8 protein-coding genes are annotated in these 19317 nt (G+C 72.1%); 5 read left to right on the top strand and 3 right to left on the bottom strand.

Annotated features, from left to right (window positions below; all coding sequences use genetic code 11):
• Positions 1-121: 121 nt before the first annotated feature.
• The 3 genes from AB0G15_RS16805 to AB0G15_RS16795 all read left to right on the top strand — a co-directional run bounded on the left by AB0G15_RS16805 (position 122) and on the right by AB0G15_RS16795 (position 6706).
• Positions 122-2851 (top strand): Tat pathway signal sequence domain protein, encoded by a 2730-nt coding sequence (locus AB0G15_RS16805; protein ID WP_362840132.1) that lies wholly within the window; start codon positions 122-124, stop codon positions 2849-2851.
• Positions 2852-2878: 27 nt separating this feature from the next.
• The gene (locus AB0G15_RS16800) at positions 2879-4747 is read left to right on the top strand and encodes a hypothetical protein (protein ID WP_362840130.1); all 1869 of its coding nucleotides are present in this window, start codon (positions 2879-2881) and stop codon (positions 4745-4747) included.
• Positions 4748-4825: 78 nt separating this feature from the next.
• On the top strand, positions 4826-6706 hold the full coding sequence (locus AB0G15_RS16795; RefSeq protein WP_362840127.1) for a DUF2264 domain-containing protein: 1881 nt from the start codon (positions 4826-4828) through the stop codon (positions 6704-6706).
• 230 nt (positions 6707-6936) lie between these two features.
• Here AB0G15_RS16795 and AB0G15_RS16790 read toward each other — a convergent pair whose 3' ends face one another.
• From AB0G15_RS16790 to AB0G15_RS16780, 3 genes are all read right to left on the bottom strand, one after another.
• A complete protein-coding gene (locus AB0G15_RS16790; RefSeq protein ID WP_362840124.1) occupies positions 6937-8586 on the bottom strand; it encodes an extracellular solute-binding protein in 1650 nt (549 codons plus the stop codon).
• 85 nt (positions 8587-8671) lie between these two features.
• Positions 8672-9553: a carbohydrate ABC transporter permease gene (locus AB0G15_RS16785; protein WP_362840122.1), complete on the bottom strand. Its 882-nt coding sequence runs from the start codon at positions 9551-9553 to the stop codon at positions 8672-8674.
• A 5-nt stretch (positions 9554-9558) separates the two neighbouring features.
• Positions 9559-10548 carry an ABC transporter permease subunit gene (locus tag AB0G15_RS16780; protein WP_362840119.1) on the bottom strand — a complete coding sequence of 330 codons (990 nt, stop codon included), beginning with the start codon at positions 10546-10548 and terminating at the stop codon, positions 9559-9561.
• Between the two features lie 242 nt (positions 10549-10790).
• Between AB0G15_RS16780 and AB0G15_RS16775 the strand changes: the two genes are divergently transcribed.
• The gene (locus AB0G15_RS16775) at positions 10791-11804 is read left to right on the top strand and encodes a hydroxyacid dehydrogenase (protein WP_362840116.1); all 1014 of its coding nucleotides are present in this window, start codon (positions 10791-10793) and stop codon (positions 11802-11804) included.
• Between the two features lie 340 nt (positions 11805-12144).
• Positions 12145-19269, top strand: coding sequence for an RHS repeat-associated core domain-containing protein (locus AB0G15_RS16770; RefSeq protein WP_362840113.1), 7125 nt, complete (start codon positions 12145-12147; stop codon positions 19267-19269).
• The last annotated feature ends 48 nt before the right edge of the window (positions 19270-19317 follow it).

Below are 19317 nucleotides of genomic sequence, written 5' to 3'. Positions count from 1 at the left end.
CCGTTGCGGCGTGGCGGACCCCTTGACAGCTCCCGACGTCCATGTTGCCATCTGCGAATGTAAACGGTTAAACATGTGACCGTTTCATCGGTGTGAACGCCAACCCCAGTGGAGCCCCCTCATGGCGATGATGTCCCGACGCAAACTGCTCCTCAGCGCCGCGGCGGCGGCCGCGGCCGGTCAGATCGGCCTGCCCCCGGGACCGGCGCGCGCCGCGACCGCCGGGCCGGTGGCGGCGCGCGACGTGCTCGACGACGGCGTTCGGCTCCACTGGCTGGAGGGCGGCGCTCCCGGCCGGCTGGCCGGGGGGTCCACGTGGGGTGTGCCGTGGCCGAAGGGTGCCGTTCCCAAGGGCCAGGACTTCGCGTTGCGCACCGCCGCCGGGCAGCAGGTGCCCGTCCAGACGTGGGCCACCGCCTACTGGCCCGACGGCTCGCTGAAGTGGACCGCGCACGCCGTCGGCGCCGACGTCGCCCCGGCCGAGCACTACCTCCTCACCGCGGGCCGGCCCGCCGCGCCGGCGGCGGCCGTGACGGTCAAGGACGGCCGGGACCAGGTCGAGGTGAGCACCGGTGTCATCCGGTGCCTGATACCGAAGAAGGGCGACCGGCTGGTGCGCTCCATCATGCGGGGCGACCTGGAGATCGCCCGCGACGGCAGGCTGATCTGCCTGCGGCAGGACGAGCCCGGAGACGACGAGGGCGGCACGGTCAAGCGGGAGAGGTTCGAGGGCCGCACCGAGAAGGTGACGGTCGAGCAGTCGGGCCCGGTCCGCGCGGTGATCAGAATCGAGGGGGAACACCGGCGCGGCGGGAGGTCCTGGCTGCCGTTCACCGTACGCCTGTACTTCTACACCGGCGGCGACGGCATCCGCGCGGTGCACAGCTTCGTGTTCGACGGCGACGAGAAGAAGGACTTCATCAGCGGCCTCGGCATCCGTTTCGAGGTGCCGATGCGCGGCGAGCTCCACGACCGGCACGTGCGCTTCGCCGGGCAGGGCGACGGCGTGCTGTCCGAGGCGGTGCGCGGCATCACCGGCCTGCGCCGCGACCCGGGCGCGGCGGTCCGCCGGGCACAGGTCGCCGGGCAGGCCACCCCGCCGGTGGCGACCTGGGACACCCGGGTCTCCTCCCGGCTGCACCTCATCCCGGCCTTCGGCGACTACTCGCTGCGCCAGATCAGCGCCGACGGCTTCCAGATCCGCAAGCGCACCAAGGCCGGCCACGGCTGGATCCCCGTCGACTCCGGCGGCCGGGCCGGCGGGCTCGGCTACGTCGGCGGCCCCGGCGGAGGATTCGCCTTCGGCATGCGCAACTTCTGGCAGCTGCACCCCACCCAGCTCGACGTACGCCGCGCCGCCGGCGACAGGGCCGAGGTCACCGTGTGGCTGTGGTCGCCCGAGGCCGGGCCGATGGACCTGCGCTTCTACCACGACGGGCTCGGCCAGGACACCTACCCCGAGCAGCTCGAAGGGCTGGAGATCACCTACGAGGACTACGAGCCGGGCTTCGGCACCCCGTACGGGATCGCGCGCACCACGGAGCTGATGTTCTGGGCGCTGGAGTCCACCCCGGCCGCGGAGCGGGTGGCGGAGCTGACCGAGGCCGTGCGGACGCCGCCGCTGATCGTCGCGCCGCCGGCGCACCTGCACGCGGCCGGGGTGTTCGGCGACTGGTCGCCGGTCGACCGCTCGACCCCGGCCAGGAAGCGGATCGAGGACCGGCTGGACTTCCTGTTCGACTACCACCGCGAACAGGTCGACCAGCGCTCCTGGTACGGCTTCTGGGACTACGGCGACATCATGCACAGCTACGATCCCGACCGGCACGTGTGGCGCTATGACGTCGGCGGCTACGCCTGGGACAACTCCGAGCTGTCGACCGACCTGTGGCTCTGGTACCACTACCTGCGCACCGGCAGGGCCGAGGCGTTCAGGTTCGCCGAGGCGATGACCCGGCACACCGGAGAGGTCGATGTCTACCACCTGGGCAAATGGCGGGATCTGGGGACGCGGCACGGCGTCCAGCACTGGGCCGACAGCGCCAAGCAGGCCCGCATCAGCAACGCCGGCTACCGGCGTTTCCTCTACTTCCTCACCGCCGACGAGCGCATCGGCGACCTGTTGCGCGACCTCGTGGACGTCGACAGGACGTTCCTCGTCCTGGACCCCATCCGCAAGATCCGCACGGGGCCGTACGAGCCGGACCCGCACGCGCTCGGTGTCAGCACCGGGACCGACTGGAGCGGCCTCGCGCTCGCCTGGCTGACCGAATGGGAGCGCGGCGGCGCGCCGATCGCCCGCGAGAAACTGCTGAACGGCATGCGGACCATCGCCGCGATGCCCAACGGGTTCATCCGCGGCAGCGGCCTGTACGACCTCGACGACGGCACCTTCAAGCCCAATGACACCGCGGTCGGCGTCGGTTCGCTAGGCGCGGTGTTCGGCCTGGTCGAGCTGTGCAGCGAGGTCATCTCCCTCACCGGCGACGAGGCGTTCACCAGGGCGTGGCTGCAGTACTGCCGCCTGTACAACGGCACCGCCGCCGAGCAGCAGGCCGAGGCCGGCCAGTCGTTCGGCAACCAGAACCTGCGCCAGGCCCACTCCCGCCTCACCGCCTACGCCGCCGCCAAGCTCGGCGACGCGGGCCTCGCCGCCCGGGCGTGGCAGGAGTTCGACACCGGCCACGCCGGATACCCGCGGACCCTGGAGTTCACGTCGGTGCGGCTGGAGGGCTCGAAGGTGCTCAAGCCGGTCGACGAGGCCACCTTCGCCTCGGTCAACGCCTCCGCGCAGTACGGCCTGGCCGCCGTCCAGTGTCTCGCTCTGATCGGCGACCGGCTTCCCGCGTAACCCCACCCTCCAATGAAGGAGATCTTCATGCGTGTCATGCGTGGATGGCGAGCCGCTCGACGGCCGGCCGTCATCGCCTCGGCGATCGTGATGGCCACGACGGCGCTGGTCGCCGGTCCCACCTCCGCGACCACCGCCTCGTCCGGCGGGTCGGCGCTCGCCCCCGTCCGCCCGATGGAGAAGCTGGGCCGCGGTGTGGTGGCCGTGCGCTCCGGCAGCAGGGACGTCCTGGTCAGCTGGCGGCTGCTGGGACTGGACCCGGACGGTATCGGTTTCAACGTCTACCGCTCCACCGCCGGCGGCTCTTACGTCAAGCTCAACTCCGGCGTGCTGACCGGCGGCACCAACTACGTCGACTCCACGGCCGACCTGAGCAGGTCCAACAGCTACCACGTACGGCCGGTGACCGGCGGCACGGAGCAGGCGGCGAGCGCGGCGTTCACGCTGACCGCCAACCACGCCACCGAGCCGGTGGTCCGCGTACCGCTGCGCGCCGGCGGCCCGGTGAAGTTCGTCTGGGCCGGTGACCTCGACGGCGACGGCGAGTACGACTACGTGCTCGACCGGCAGACCTCCCCCCAGAAGCTGGAGGCCTACCGCAGCGACGGGCGCTTCCTGTGGCAGGTCGACATGGGGCCCAACAGCACCAACCAGAACAACATCGAAGGCGGGTCCTCCACGATCGACGTGGGCCACAACGACGGTGTCACCGTCCAGGACCTCGACAGCGACGGCCGGGCCGAGGTCGCCGTGCGCATCGCCAACGGCGTGACCTTCGGCAACGGGACGAGGTTCACCAACGGCAACGACAACCGCCAGTTCATCGCCGTTCTCGACGGCCGGACCGGAGCGGCCCGGGCCACGGCCCCGGTGCCGGCCGACTACCTGTCCGACGGCCCGATGTACGCGCGCTTCGGGGTGGGCTACCTCGACGGCACCACGCCGAGCCTGGTGGCCTTCATGAAGAACCGGATCGGCAGCGGGGCCTTCAACCTCATGATGGCCGCCTGGAGGTTCGACGGCAGCACCCTGACCCAGCAGTGGAAGTGGCTGCGCGGCAACCAGAACACACCCGACGGGCACAACACCCGCATCATCGACGTCGACGGCGACGGCAGGGACGAGGTCGCCGAGATCGGGTTCGTGCTCAACGGCGACGGCACCCTGCGCTACTCGCTGGGGCCGGCGGGGATCGTCCACGGCGACCGTTTCCACATCGCGAAGATGGACCCCTCCCGCCCGGGCCTGCAGGGCTACGGCGTGCAGCAGGACAACCCCAGTGGCCTGCGCGAGTACTACTACGACGCCCGCAACGGCTCCGTCATCTGGCGGCACACCGGGTCCGGCACCGCCGACGTGGGGCGGGGCATGGCCGGCGACATCGACCCGCGCCATCCCGGCATGGAGGTCTGGTCCTTCTCCGGCCTGTACAACGCGCCCTCCAACCGGCTCGCCGAACCGAACACCTCGCTGCGGCCCTGGCCACAGATGGGTCTGTGGTGGGACGGCGACCTCACCATGGAACTGCTCAACGACGGCAAGTTCGAGAAGTGGGACCCGAACAACCCCACCGCCACCAACCAGGTCCCCCGGCTGCTGAACATCTCACAGTACGGCGCGGTCAGCGCGGCCCAGGGCGTGAACCCCACCCTTGTCGGCGACCTTCTCGGCGACTGGCGGGAAGAGGTCGTCTACACCAACGCGAGCTACGACGAGCTCATCATCTTCACCACGAACCGGCCCACCGGCACCCGGCTGTACACGCCGGCGCACAACCCCGCCTACCGCAACGCCATGACCCTCAAGGGCTACATGCAGTCCCACCACGTCGACTACTTCCTCGGCCACGGCATGACCACGCCTCCCCGCCCGAGCATCCGCTACGCGGGCGAGTGAGCATCGAAGTTAAAACGCTTACTTCGAGAGTCAGGATATTCCCGATAAAGCCGATGTAAGCGCTGTAGTATCCGTTTTATGTCATTGAGCGGCCTCCCATCGTCCGACGAACGACTGTCCGGCCACACCGGCTGGACCCGGGCGCACTGGGAGGCCGCCGCCGATCGCCTGCTGGCCTCCGTGGTGCCGTACGCGACGGAGGGTTTCGCCCAGTTCCGCCTGCCCGGCCGGGCGAGCCGGTCGGGGCCGGTGAGCGACGGGCTGGAGGGCTTCGCCCGCACGTTCCTGCTCGCCGCCTTCAGGATCGCCGGAGCGGGCGGCGCGGTGCCGCCCGCGCTGCTGGAGCGCTACGCGAGCGGCCTGACGGCCGGGACCGACCCGGCCCACCCGTACGCCTGGCCCGCGCTGACCGACATGTCCCAGCAGCTCGTCGAGGCGGCCTCGGTGGCGCTGGCGCTGCACGAGACCCGGCCGTGGCTGTTCGACCGGTTGTCGCCGGCCGAGCAGGAGCGGGTGGTGGCCTGGCTGGCCGGATTCGCCGGGCGGCGCACCCCGGACAACAACTGGGTGCTGTTCAAGGTGGTCGTCGAGCAGTTCCTGGCAGAGGTGGGCGGGCCGCACGAACCGGAGGAGATCACCGGCGGGCTGGAGCGGATCGAGGAGTGGTACGTCGGCGACGGCTGGTACTCCGACGGCAGGGGCAAGAACTTCGACTACTACTGCGGCTGGGCGATGCACCTGTACCCGTCGCTGTGGGCGAGAATGTCCGGCGACACCGCCCGCCGGGAACTCTACGCGGCACGCCTGCACCGCTTTCTCGGCCAGTACCAGCACTTCTTCGCCGCCGACGGCGGCCCGGTGCACCAGGGACGCTCGCTGACCTACCGGTTCGCGACGGTCGCGCCGCTGTGGCTGGGAGCGCTGACCGGCGCCTCGCCCCTTCCGCCCGGCCGCACCCGCCGCATCGCCGGCGGCGTCATGAGCCACTTCGCCGAGCGCGGTGCGCCCGACGAGCGCGGCCTGCTCACCCTGGGCTGGTACGGCCCGTTCCCGCCCCTCGCCCAGGACTACTCGGGGCCGGCGTCGCCCTACTGGGCCAGCAAGGCGTTCCTCGGCCTGCTGCTGCCGCCCGAGCACCCGGTCTGGACGGACGCCGAGGAGGCCGCGCCCGTCGACCTGGCCGACCAGACGGTGGCCATGCCCGCGCCCGGCTGGCTGCTGCACGCCACCCGCGCGGACGGCGTCGTGCGGCTCGTCAACCACGGCAGCGACCGTGACCGCGTCCAGGACCCGGACGGACCGCCCGACCCGCACTACCTCAAGCTCGCCTACACCAGCCACACCGGACCCGAGCTGGGGGAGAGGGCGCACGGGGTGGACAACCACCTGGCCGTCATCGCGCCCGACGGGACGCCCTCCCTCAGGCGGCGCATCCAGCCCCTGGCCGTCTCCGACCGGTTCGCCGCCTCCGCCTACCAGGACGGCCCGGTCCACGTGGTGACGGCCTCGGTCGTCGACGGCCCGGCGGAGATCAGGATCCACCGGGTCACGGCGCCCGCCGGATACCGGGTGCGGGACGGCGGCCACGCCCTGGCCGCGGCGGTCCCCCCGGAGCCGGGCCGGGGGGAGAGGGGCGTGGCGCTGGCCCGGCGGCCGGACGGGCTGAGCAGCGCCGTGCGCGCCCTGCACGGCTACACGGGCACGGGCCTGGTGACGGCGCGGGGCACCAACGCCTTCGGCGCGCACTCGGTCACGCCCTACGCGGTCGCCGACGCCCACCCCGGCGGCACCGCGGTCTACGTCAGCCTCGTGCACCTGGCGGTGACGCGGCGGTGGCCGCCCGCGCCGGGCGTGCGCGTGCGGGACGACCTGGTCGTCCTGACGCTGCCCGGCGGGGAGACGGTGACCGTGCGCCTGGACGGCGTCCCCACCTGCGAACGGCCGGCGTCCCGCGCCTGAGGTGGCGTCCGGAGACCTTCGCGGCCACGCGGGCGCGGCCGGCGACGTACCGGGGGACCGGCAGGGGAGGGAATCGGCCCCGGACGCCCCGGGAGGGGCCGGCCGGCCGGTTCGCGGTGCGCTCCCGGCCGGCCGACGAGGCATGCGCGCACGAGGAGATGAGGCGTGCGCGCCAGAGGAACCGGCGGACCGCGTGTTCCCGGCCCGCCGGTTCCTCGTGCGCTCCCGGTCTACTGGTTGGCCGCGTGCTCCTTGGCCAGCTCCGCGGCGACCTGGTCGCCGCCCGCCTGCCGCCACTGGGTGACGACGTCCTTCCACGCCGACAGCGGCTTGCGCCCGAACGTGATCGCCGTGATCCCGTCCCCGAGGATCTGGCCGAGCTGGGCACCCTTGCTCGCCTCGGTGGCCGAGCGCAGGCCGACGGCGGGGTTGCGGACGCTGTCGGGCAGGGTCGCCTTCTGCCACTCGTACACGGACTTGGCCACGTCGGAATGGCCCGGCAGGTAGAGGACGGAGGGGGGCGCGCCGAGGAACTTGACGGGCAGGAGGGTGTTGTTCTCCTGGGTGTACAGCTCGGTGGTCTTGATGCCGTCGGCGTCCTTGGTGAAGTGCCTGCCCTCGACGCCGTAGTTGGCCAGCTCGTACTCGCTCGTTCCGAACGGCGCGCTGAGATAGTCGCAGATGCGCAGCAGCAGCTTGATCCGCTCGGGGGAGGCCTTCTTGAAGGCGACGTAGCCGAAGATGCCGGGGCTCTGCCAGGGCGTGGGGCTCTCCCCGTACGGCCGCCCGAGGTCGAGGTCGAACCGGTCGTTGATCTTCGTGATGAAGCCCAGGTTCACCGAACCGAAGCCGTCGTTGATCGAGGCGACCGTGCCGTTGTGGAAGTAGCTCTGCATGTCGGTGGAGCTGACGGTGAGGCTGTCGGGGTAGTGCGTCCTGGCCTCGGCCAGCTTGCGCATGATCTCCAGGGCCTGCTCGAACTGCGGTGTGGTGATGGTGTGCGAGAACGTGCCGCCCGACGCCGACCAGGTGTTGGGCGCGCCCAGCGAGCCGGCGTGGTAGGTGATCCCGCCCAGGCCCCCGAACAGCGTCTTGAACCAGCCCACGCCCCACTTGCGGTCGCCGGTCAGCTCCTTCATGGCGTCCAGGTACTGCTCGGTCGTCCAGTCCTTGGGGATGCTCGCCGCGTCCATGGCCGAGCGGTTGACGAACAGGCTGTTGGCCGGCTTCGGCCGCTCCAGCGGGACCCCGTAGATCCTGCCGCCGATCCTGCCCATGCCCTGCCAGGCGTAGGTCGGGAGGTTGGCGAGGTTCGGGAACCGCTTGACCGCGTCCCCGCCGACGAACTCCGACAGGTCGGCGCAGCGGGCCTGGATGAACTCGGCCGCGTGCGGGAGCGCCAGGTTGTTGAACATGACGATGTCCGGCAGGTCGTCGCCGGCGGCCATCAGCGTGGCCATCTTCTGCGCGTACTCCGGGTCGGGCACGACGGTGACGTTCAGGTCGACGTTGAGCGCCTTGTTGAGCGCCTGCCAGTACTCGTTCCGGCCCACCGGCTTCGGCGGGGCGCCGAACGACACGACCATGGCCCTGACCTCGGAGCCGTCGCCCACGGTGTCGTTCACCGACCGTACGAGCTTTTCCGGGTACTTCAGGTAGAGCGGCTGCACGCCGGAGGCGTCGCCGGGAAGGTCCGGCGCCGGTCCGGCGAACGGCACGTAGGCCGGCCAGGGGGTCAGGCTCTTGCCCGCGTTGGAGACGCCCCCGCCTCCCGGGGGGCTCTGGCCCGCGCACGCGGACAGCAGGGGCGTGGCGGCCAGGCCGAGCGCGCCGGTACCGGCCAGGCGCAGCAGGGAACGGCGGTCGATGCGGTGATCCATGGCAGGGGTTCCTCTCCCGGCGTCGCGCCGAAAGGAGTGTTTCTCGTGGGGGGTCAGGCCCTCGGGGCGCCGGTCAGGACACCGGTCAGGCTTTCAGGGCGCCGGTCAGGACGCCCTTGGCGAAGTAGCGCTGCAGGAACGGGTACACGCACACGATGGGCAGCGTCGCGAGCATGACGACGGCCATCTGGACCGACTGTGGTGAGGTGGCCGCCAGCTCGCCCGAACTCTCGGACAGGGAGGCCCCTCCGGTGACGTACTGCCGCAGGACGGTGCCGATCGGCCACCTGGTCTGGTCGTTGAAGTAGATGATGGCCTCGAAGAAGCGGTTCCAGTACGCGACCGCGTAGAACAGGCCGATCACCGCGATGACCGCCTTGGACAGCGGAAGGACGACCTTGCGCAGGATCGCCAGCTCACCGGCGCCGTCCATCCGCGCGGCGTCGAGCAGCTCCTGCGGGATGGCCTGGAAGAAGCCGCGCATCACGACCAGGTTGAACACGTTGACCAGGAAGGGCAGGACCAGCGCGGCGTACTGGTCGAACAGCCCGGCGCCCTGCACCACCAGGAACAGCGGCACCATCCCCGGCGGGAACAGGAACGTGAACAGCACCAGCAGCAGCATCGGCTTGCCGCCGTAGACGCGCGGCCTGCTCAGCGTGTAGGCCAGGCCGATGGTGCACGCCAGGCTCAGCGCCGTGCCCACCAGGGTGACGCCCGTGCTGACCAGCAGCGCGCGGGTGATGATCCCGCCCTCCAGGATGTCGGTGTAGGCGTCCAGGGAGAACTCCGCCGGCCAGATCACCCAGCCGCCGTTCTCGATGACGTTCTGCGGGCCGGCCAGGCTGGTGGCCAGGACGGTCCACAGCGGGAAGACCACCAGCAGGACCACCACGCTCAGCGCCACGGCCTTGGCGGCGCGCACGGCCGGGCCGGGGCGGCCCTTCCAGGCGGGTGCGGCTGTCACGCTCCTCATGCCCTGTAGACCCCCTGCTCGCCCAGCCGGTGTGCCACCTTGTTGGCGGTGTAGATGAGCACCACGCCGATCAGCCCCTTGAACAGCCCGACCGCGGCGGCGTAACCGAAGTCGCCGCCCGCGAAGCCGGTGAAGTAGACGAACGTCTCCAGTACCTCGCCGGTCTCCGGTCCCACCGACTGGCGCTGCAGGAAGAACTGCTCGAACCCGATCGACAGGAACTCGCCCAGCCGCAGCACCAAGAGCAGCACGATGACCGGCCTGATCGCGGGCAGCGTGACGTGCCACAGCCGCCGTCCCCAGCCGGCGCCGTCCAGTGCCGCCGCCTCGTACTGCTGCTCGTCGACCTGCGACAGCGCCGCCAGGAAGATGATCGTGGCCCAGCCGCACTCCTTCCAGACGAGCTGCGCGATCACCAGCGGCCCGTAGGCGCCGGGGTTGCCGATGATCGAGACGCCGCCCGCGCCCAGGTCCGACAGCCAGCCGTTCACCACGCCCGCGCCGCCCAGCATCTGCTGGAAGAGCGCGATGACGATCACCCACGACAGGAAGTGCGGCAGGTAGATCACGCTCTGCACGAACCGCCGGACGGTGTCGCCCACCAGGCTGTTCAGCAGCAGCGCCAGGGCCAGCGGGGCGGGGAAGAAGAACACCAGCTGCAGGGCGGCGATGATCAGCGTGTTCTCCACCGCGTTCCAGAACGCGGGATCGCCGAACATGCGCTCGAAGTGCGCCAGGCCCACCCACTCGCTGCCCGGGACGCCGAGGAACGGGATGTAGTTCTTGAAGGCCAGGACGTTGCCGAACAGCGCGCCGTAGTGGAAGAACAGGAAGTACGCCAGGCCCGGCACCGCGATGAGCAGCAGCACGCGGTCGGTCCGGATGCGCCGGAGGCGACCGGCGGGGGAGCCGTCGGCGGGGGACGAGGCCGGTGCCTTCTCGAGGGGTGGGCTGGTGCCACCAGCGTCGCCGCGGACCCGCGTCATGCTCACGTCCAACGCCCTTCGTGCGGTACCGAGCCGAAACAGAATGTTCATCAACATAAAACGTTTACATAACCGCGTCAATAGCCTGGCGACTCCCCGGAACATGGCAAATCTCCACGCTCATACGGCGGTTGTCCTCGCGGGGAACCGTTGTGGGCAGTGCATCCGGAGCGTAAGGTTGCTCTGTTTGTGGAACCGTTTACATCCGTCCCCCCGCCGATCTACCGATAGGAGTCCACTCCGTGCCACGGCGACCCGTCGCGGCTTTCGCCATCGCCCCCTGGGCGTTCGGCGGAGTCTTCCCGGCCGACCTCGTCACTCGACTGCGACACCTGGTCGACATCGATCCGGCGACGACGTTCACCTCGTTCGAGGGGCCGTCCGCCGCCGCGGTCCTGGCGCGCGCGGACATCCTGCTCACCGGATGGGGCTGCCCGCGCATCGACGCCACCGTGCTGGAGGCCGCGCCGCGGCTGCGTGCCCTCGTGCACGCCGCCGGCACCGTCAAGACCTCCGTCGACCCCGTCGTGTTCGAGCGCGGGCTTCTCGTGTCCACCGCCGCGGAGGCCAACGCCGTCCCCGTCGCCGACTACACCATGGCCATGCTCGTCCTGGGCGCCAAGCAGGTGTTCGGCCGCGCCAGGCGCTACGCCACCGCCGTCGAGGGCGGGCCCGTGGACTGGCTCTCCGGCGACGGCACCGGCCTGCACGGCTGCACCGTGGGCGTGATCGGAGCCTCCCGGGTGGGCCGTCTCGTGCTGCGGCGGCTGCGGGAGTTCGACGTCGAGGTCCTGCTCTACGACCCGTACCTGACCGCCGCCGAAGCCTCCCGCCTCGGTGCCGAGGCGGTCGGCATGGACGACCTCTGCCGCCGCAGCGACCTCGTCACCGTGCACGCCCCCGCTCTCCCGGAGACCCGCCACATGCTCGACGGCCGCAGGCTGGACCTCCTGCCCGACGGGGCGACCGTCATCAACACCGCTCGCGGAGCCCTGATCGACACCGAGGCACTGACCCGGCTCTGCGCCACCGGCCGGATCTCCGCCGTCCTCGATGTCACCGACCCCGAGCCGCTGCCGCCCGGGCACCCCCTCTTCGGCCTGCCCAACGTCCTGATCACCCCGCACCTGGCGGGGGCGCAGGGCCGTGAGATGCGGCGTCTCGGCGAGTTCGCCGTGGCCGAGGTGAGCCGGTTCCTCAGTGGCACACCGCTGCTGGGGCGGGTGCAGCCGGAGCAACTTCCGTACATCGCGTGACGATCCCGCCGATTGCCTGTACGGGGCTGAGCCCCCGGTCCAGGGCGAGCCGGTCCGGAGCGGCGGCGGGTTCGGCGGGAAGGGGAACGTGCAGGAATACGCGCTCGCTGTGCGTATTCCTGCCTCCTGATCGCGGACGTCGCAGAACAAACTTCTGTGGACATGAGGGTTCCGTCCTGACGGCGGGCCCTCCTCTTCCTGTCCAAGGAGTTTCACGTGTTACGAAGACGGGCCGGGGGTCCGGTCGCGGTGGTCGCCGCGGTGGCCGTACTGGCGGGAGGGCTGGTGACGAACGCGCCCGCGCGCGGACGCGCGGCGGCCGGGAAACGCGGCCGCCCTGATGGCGGGGGCCAACAGGGCGCCGGAGGCGACGGCGCCGGCGGGGGGATCCGGGCAGACCGCCCCGGACGGTGACTTCACGTACTCGTACCCGATCGAGGTCCCGCCGGGACGGCGAGGGCAGAGCCCGGCGGTGGAGTTGCGGTACGCGTCGTCGGCGCCGGTGCACGGCGGGGTGGCCGCGGGGTGGAGCCTGCCGGTGCGGGCGGTCACGGTGGACCCGGAGGCCGGGACGTTCCGCCCCGAGCGGCCGGACGGCGGCGGCGCGGCCGATCCGCGCAACTTCGCCGCGCCGGACGGCAGCCCGATGGTGCCGGACCCGAGCCTGCCGGTCTCGCCCGGCGGGGTGGGGTACCGGTCGCTCAACGACACCGGCTACACCCGGTTCGAGTATCTCGGCGAGGTCGCCTCCGAGCCGTACTGGTGGAAGGCGTTCCGCGGCGACGGCACGGTGCAGCGGTTCGGGGTGAAGAGCCGGCACCCGTACGGGTACGCGCCGCTGGTCAGCGAGACCGACCACACCGGCCACCGGCTCAGTTACAACTACACCGTGGTGGGGCGCACCACGGCCGCGCCCGCGGCCGGGCACCCGCGGGAGTTCCTGCTGTCGAGCATCGAGTACTGGTCGCCCGGCTCGTCCCAGGCCGGCGGCGACCAGCCGTACGCCCGGGTGGTGTTCGACCACCTTGACCCGGTCTTCTGCGGCGATCCCGACACCTCGGACCTGCTGCCGGTCGGCAGCAGGCTCGACCACCGGTACGGGACGGGGCTGCTGTCCGGCACCCGCAAGCTGGACCAGATCGTCACGCAGCGCAAGAACCTGAACGGCACCGGGTTCTTCCACGTGCGCCGCTACCGGCTCGGCTACTCGGGCACCGACGACTGCGCGGCGGGGACGGCCGCGCCGTTCCGCGAGCTGGCGAGCGTCCAGCAGACCGCGTACTCGCCGAACATCGGCTCGGGTGCGGGCAGCACGACGGTGCTGCCCGCCACCCGGTTCACGTACGGCAAGGCGGCCGCGTACACCAGGGAGGAGCACTACCAGCCCGCGGTGACGGTGGCGAACCTGAGGATGCCGGAGTCGGTCGACACCAACACGGTCGACCAGTTCGGCGACACCGCCGGGCTGTTCGCGCCCACCTCGGGCTTCCGGTCCTGCGACGCGAGGTTCTGCGCGGTGCCGGGCGACGGCACGACGAAACCGCCGGGTACCTACCACCTGTCCTGGCAGGCGTCGGCGGCACAGGCGTCCGGGGAGAGCGTGACCCGGATGTGGCTGGACGTCAACGGCGACGGCCGGGTGGACCTGCTGAGGCGTTCGGGCGAGTCCGGCGACATGAACCTGTCGCGGGCAAGCACGGCCGGCCCGTTCACCGGCGGCTGCCACGTCGAGGTGTACGTGAACCGGGGCGACCGGGGCTTCGCCAGGGACGACGCGATCTTCGCGTCGTTCAGCCTGGCCAAGGCCATGGCGGACGTGCCGGTGAGCGCGGGCGCGGGCGACAGCGGGGTGGGCGAGCTGCTGTGCTCGCTGAACCGCTCGTTCGGCTCCACCTCGGCGGGCTGGCAGGGCGACGCGTCCAAACCGTGTCACACGGTGGCGAACTGGGGGGCGCGCGCCGGCTGGGGCTCCATGCAGCAGGTGAGGCACGGCTTCTACGACGTGGACGGCGACCGCCGCCCCGATCTGATCTCCCAGCCGATCGCCTCGGTGCACTGCCCGTACGCGAGCACGCACGGCGTGCCCGCGCCGCTGTGGGACGACCCGGAGCGCGACGGCGTGCCCGCGGACCCGCACTGGCGGACCGAGTTCGAATTCCGCATCCCGAACTCGTCGATCGACCCGATCCAGGTGACGGCGCGCCAGGCGTACTGGTACGTGTACCGCAACACCGGCACCGGCTTCGAGGCGACCCCGGTGAAGGTCCCGGCGGGCCGGACCACCGACACCCGGCTGAACGAGCGGATCGTCACGGTGCCCGAGCCGGGGTTCGTGGGCGCCTTCCACGCGCCGTACGCCCCCCTCGAAGGCTCCAAGCAGGTCCTCGGCACGCTGGCCGACATCACCGGCGACGGCTACGGCGACTTCGCGGTGGACAGCGGCTACGTGCTTCCCGGCACGAAGGGCGGCGGTTTCGGCGACCCGATCAAGTTGCCGGACGGGGCGCAGAACGCCGACTTCGCGCCGGGCAGGGACCGGGCCGAGGGCTCCGGCTGCCCCGGCTGCCTGGAGACCTACACCGGCTACATGCGGGGCGGCGTCGAGCCGGACGTCAACGCCGACGGGCTGCCCGACCGGATCGAGGTGCGAGACGGCGGCACCCGGGTGACCTACAACACCGGGTTCGGCTTCGGCACCGCGGCCGGCGGCGGCCAGGTGATGTTCAGCGAGGGCGCGGCCGACACCAGGCGGCTGGAGTCGTTCCGGCTGGTGGAGGACTCCCACGACTGGCAGGGCTACCCGACCGCGAGCACCCGGTACGTGAGGACCCGGCTGGTGGACCTGGACTACGACGGCGTGCCGGACGTGCTGTTCCACAACGCCGGCACCGCGGCCAAGCTGTACCTGGGCGGCGGCGCCGCCTGGGTGAGGGCCACCGGCGTGGACGCCGCCCTCGCCGACCGGCTCGGCGGCCGGGTCACCGGCGGGGCCATGCGGAACCAGTTCGTGGACCGCGCCGACTACCTGCACACCTACGCGCACAAGGCGGCCGACGTGAACGCCGACGGCCTGCTGGACCTGGTCGAGGACGGCGACGGCGACGGCTCGGTGACGGTCCGGTACGCCAAGCCGATCCTGGACACCGGCGAGAGCCACAACGCCCCGGCGCGGCTGCTGCGCACGGTGAGCAACGGCTACGGCGCCACGTCCCTGGTGTCGTACGGCTACGACCCGGCCGCCGGCAAGTGGACGGCCACGCGGGTCACCGTGCGTCCCGGGCAGGGCGAGCCGGAGATGACCACCCGGCACCACTTCCGGCTGCCCGCCTTCACGCCCGGCCCGTACGGGCAGTCCCGGTTCCGCGGGTTCGCCGAGGCGCGCACGCTGCGGGTCGGCGACCCGGGTGACGCCGGCGACGACCTGACCACGGTCCGGCTGTACGCCTTCGACCAGGACCACCGCGGGCTGCCCCGGCGCACCGCGACGGTCCGCGGCGACGCGGCGTTCACCGCGGCCCCGGCGTTCGACCCGGCCGGCCGGACGGGCGTGATGCGGCTGGTGGACGAGACCTACCACGTGCGGGAACTCGGGCTGCGCGCGCCCGGCATGGCGGCGGGCTTCTCGCCGCGGGTGGTGCTGCCGAGGGCGACGACCACCCGTACCTGCACCGGGGCCCTCGGGCAGACCGCGGACGCGTGCGTCGCGTCGGCGCCGTCGCTGGTCGTCGAGACCGGCTGGGCCGGCCACAGCGTCGGCGGGAAGTTCGTGGCGGACCTGCCGGGCAAGGTCGAGACCCGCTTCGTCAACGGGCAGGGCCGGCAGGAGATCCGGCGCGCCTCGCCGTCCCACAAGGTGGCCTGGACGAGCGCGGTGTACCGGGTGGCTCCGGACACCACCGCCGAGGAGCGCGTGCTCGACGGCGTGACCACCCCGCTCGGGGTGACCCGCACCTCCTACCACGACGGCGACTTCCACTACCCGAAGAACGTCACGGTGGACGACGCCATGGCGGGCGTGCCCGACCGGACCACCCGGTACCAGTACTACGGCGGCGACGGCGCCGACCGCGGCCTGCCGTACCGGACGTGGCAGCCGGCGCAGATCGCCAGGTACGGCAACACCAACGACGCGGCGGGGTTCACCGAGTACGCCTACGACGCCCACGGTGTGCACGCGGTCCGTACGACCAACCCGGCCGGCCACGTGACGACGTCCGTCGTGGACCTCGGCACCGGGGTCGCGCTCGACGTGGCGGGCCCGGACTACGTCTGCCCGGACGGGCCGGACTCCGGCGGCGAGCCGGATCCGGCGACCGCGTGCGCGTTCGGCGACGCGGAGTTCCGGGAGCGCACCGTCGTGAGAATCGACGGGTTCGGCCGGCCGCTGCAGACCCTGCGGTACGCCGCCGGCGCGGGCGGGGCGACCGGCGTCGAGGTGGCCGGCGCCACCTACGACGACGCGCCCGGCGCCGGCGTGCCGGTGTCGCGCGTGACGCGGGAACTGGTCGGGGACGGCCTGTTCAGCAGCACGACGACGGAGTTCGACGGCCTGGGCCGCACCCTCCGCAGCGTCGTGCGGCAGCGGGTCCAGCAGGACTTCACGACGAGCTACGACTACGACGCCGCGGGCCGGGCGTACCAGGTGTTCGTGCCGCGCGGCGACGGCGAGTCCGGCTCGGTGGGCGTGCGCACGACCTACGACGCGCTGGACCGGCCGGTCAGGGTCCAGGAGACCGGGTCGGGGTCGCAGGTCTTCGAGCTGCACACCTACGACGGGCTGGCGCACACCGTCTCGCAGCAGACCGCCGACGGCTCGCCGCCGTCCCAGACGATCACCCGGCGGGACGCGGCCGGGCAGGTCTCCACGATCGACGAGCGGCGCGGCACCCGCGACTCCGACGGCGAGAACCTCCCGCTCTGGGCCACCACTTTTTACGCCTACGACGGCGCGGGCCGCACGGCCTCGGTGTCGGACTCCGACGGCGTGACCACCACGCTGGTGCACGACCACTCCGGCAACCGCCGGTCGATCACCGGCGCGGGCCGTACCTGGTCGTACGGCTACGACGCCAACGGCAACATGACGTCGATCACCGAGCCGCTGCCGGCCGGCGCGCAGGCGGCGGCCTACACCCACACCACCGAGTACGACGACCTGAACCGGATCGTCAGGGAGACCCCGGCGGTGCGCGACCTGACCGCCGCCGAGCGGGACGAGTTCAGGTTCGGCCCCAAGGAGTACGGCTACGACCGGGCGCACTCGTCGCTCCCCGCCGTCCAGGCCGCCAACCAGGTCGGCCGGCTGTCGTACACCAGCTCGCCGTCGGTCACCGTGATCAACCGCTACACCCCGTACGGCCACCTGGCCGGCGCCCGGCAGATCGTGCCGGCGCTGCCCGGACCGGTCACGGCGGACGACCTGGTGGTCGACCACCAGCGGGACGCGGCCGGCAACGAGGAGCGCGGCACGTACTCCGCGGCGATGGCGCACGGAACGGTCACCTACGAGGGGCCGTCGGTGCACACCGGCTACGACCACGACGGCGTGCCCTCCGAGGCGCGGTTCACGGTCGGCGGCAGGAACATGACGATCCAGTCCTTCCGCAACCGGCTCGGCCTGGTCACCGTCAGGTCCGCCAACCAGGCCGACACCGCCGGGTTCGCCCGCCCGGTCGTGTTCCACGGCTACGACAGGTTCGGCCGCGCCACCTCGCTGCAGGCCATGGGCAGGGCCGGCGGCACCCAGCGGTACCGGCAGACGCTGGGCTATCACGACAACGGCGAGGTCAGGGAGATCGCCGAGCAGCTCGGCGGCACCGGCGAGCCGGTCCGCACCACCACCTACAGCTACGACCACCGCCACCAGCTCACCGGCGCCGCGCAGTCCGGCGGCACCGGCTACCGGGGCACCTTCCGCTACACCCCGGGCGGCCGGATGGCGGCGGCCGGCGTCTCCGCGACCGGCGCGGCCCGGCCGGTGACCCGTGACGTCACCCACGTCTACCAGGACCCGCGGGCGGGCGGCGACCCGCAGCGGCTGGTCGCGCTGCGCCGGGCCGACGGGACCGACCTGGCCGCCTACGCCTACGACGAGGCGGGCAACACGCTCACCCGCGCGCTGCCCGACGGCACCGTGGTCGGCCAGCGCTGGGACGGCTACCGGCTGCGCAGGGTGACCCGGCCGGGCGGGGAGAAGGAGACCTTCCTCTACGACGGCAACACCCGGATCGCCGCGGTCCGGTACGACGCCGGCGGCACCCTCGCCGAGGTCCGCCGCTGGTTCGGCGACCTGGAGGCCCGCTACCGGCCCGGCGAGGCCGCCGAGTACCGCAACCTCGTGCGGATCGGCGGCGACGTCGTGGCCCGCGTCGACGGCGACCACGCCACCGGCACCGTCGAGCACCACGTCGGCTCGGTGCAGGGCCACCAGGTCCTCACCCTCGGCGCGGCGCCCGACGCCGCCGGCCAGGCCCCGGCGCTGCGGACCGCCTCCTACGGCGCCTTCGGCGAGCTGCTCACCGAGACGCTCGCCGCGGGCACCCCGGCGGGGAAGTACTCCCGGGAGTTCAACGGAAAGGACCGCGACGCCACCGCGGGACTGCACTACTACGGATACCGCTACTACGACCCGCTGGCCCTGCAGTGGACCTCCGCCGACCCGAAGTACCGCTTCACACCGGACACCGCGGACCCGCGACGGGCGAACCTCTACACCTACACCCGCAACAACCCGGTCGGCCTGGTCGACCCGGACGGCCTGGAGGACCGGCCGGTGAACGGCTCCACCTTCGCCGCGCGGAGCCACTACAACGGCGGTGGCGTCGGCACCCTCATGCACGTCGAGGTCAACGCCACCAACGCCGAGATCTCCGCGGGCCGCCGGACCTGGGGCACCTCCGCGCAACTGGACGTCGGCCACCTGGAGACCTCCGTCGCCGACGGGAACTCCGCCGAGGCCATGCTGGTGACCGTGTACGGACCCGCCCTCCCGGACGCGGAGAGCGGCGGCACCTGGCAGGTCAAGGCCGAGGTCGGCATCTTCGGCACCGGGGGGTTCCTGACCGGCGCCGACGTCACCACCTACACCAGCGCGGACGGCCTCACCTACGAGGCCCCCGGGATGGTGGCGGCCAACGCGATGGACCACGACGACGACGGCGCGAGGGACGCGGCGAGAGGCCTGATCGCCTACGGGATGATGCTGCGGGCCAGGGCGGAGGACGCCAGGCGCAAGGCCTGGGACGGGCCCCTGGACCAGATGGGCGCGTACGGCACGTGCACCCCGGAGCACGCCGAGTGCGCCGGCCCGTCCCATCCGGAGACCGAGAAGCGGGTGACCACCACCCCGGACGAGCCCATGTCGCGCAAGGACTTCGGCCGTCTGATCGACGCCGCGAACCGGGACGGCGGCCCGGGGAAGGGGGAGCCCACCGACATCCTCTCCGGGTGGAAGGACCCGAAGTGATCCGGGACGGCCGGTGAGGGCGGCGGGGGAGACCGGCTTCCGCCGGAG

It is taken from the genome of Streptosporangium sp. NPDC023825, from assembly GCF_040639575.1.
Classification (GTDB): Bacteria; Actinomycetota; Actinomycetes; order Streptosporangiales; family Streptosporangiaceae; genus Streptosporangium.
This window is presented reverse-complemented; position numbering and strand designations above follow the sequence as displayed.

What these genes read in the sequence shown, in the direction of transcription:
- AB0G15_RS16805 (WP_362840132.1), top strand. Translation starts at nt 122, where the DNA reads ATGGCGATGATGTCCCGACGCAAACTGCTCCTCAGCGCCGCGGCGGCG.
- AB0G15_RS16800 (WP_362840130.1), top strand. Translation starts at nt 2,879, where the DNA reads ATGCGTGTCATGCGTGGATGGCGAGCCGCTCGACGGCCGGCCGTCATC.
- AB0G15_RS16795 (WP_362840127.1), top strand. Translation starts at nt 4,826, where the DNA reads ATGTCATTGAGCGGCCTCCCATCGTCCGACGAACGACTGTCCGGCCAC.
- AB0G15_RS16790 (WP_362840124.1), bottom strand. Translation starts at nt 8,586, where the DNA reads ATGGATCACCGCATCGACCGCCGTTCCCTGCTGCGCCTGGCCGGTACC.
- AB0G15_RS16780 (WP_362840119.1), bottom strand. Translation starts at nt 10,548, where the DNA reads ATGACGCGGGTCCGCGGCGACGCTGGTGGCACCAGCCCACCCCTCGAG.
- AB0G15_RS16770 (WP_362840113.1), top strand. Translation starts at nt 12,145, where the DNA reads ATGGCGGGGGCCAACAGGGCGCCGGAGGCGACGGCGCCGGCGGGGGGA.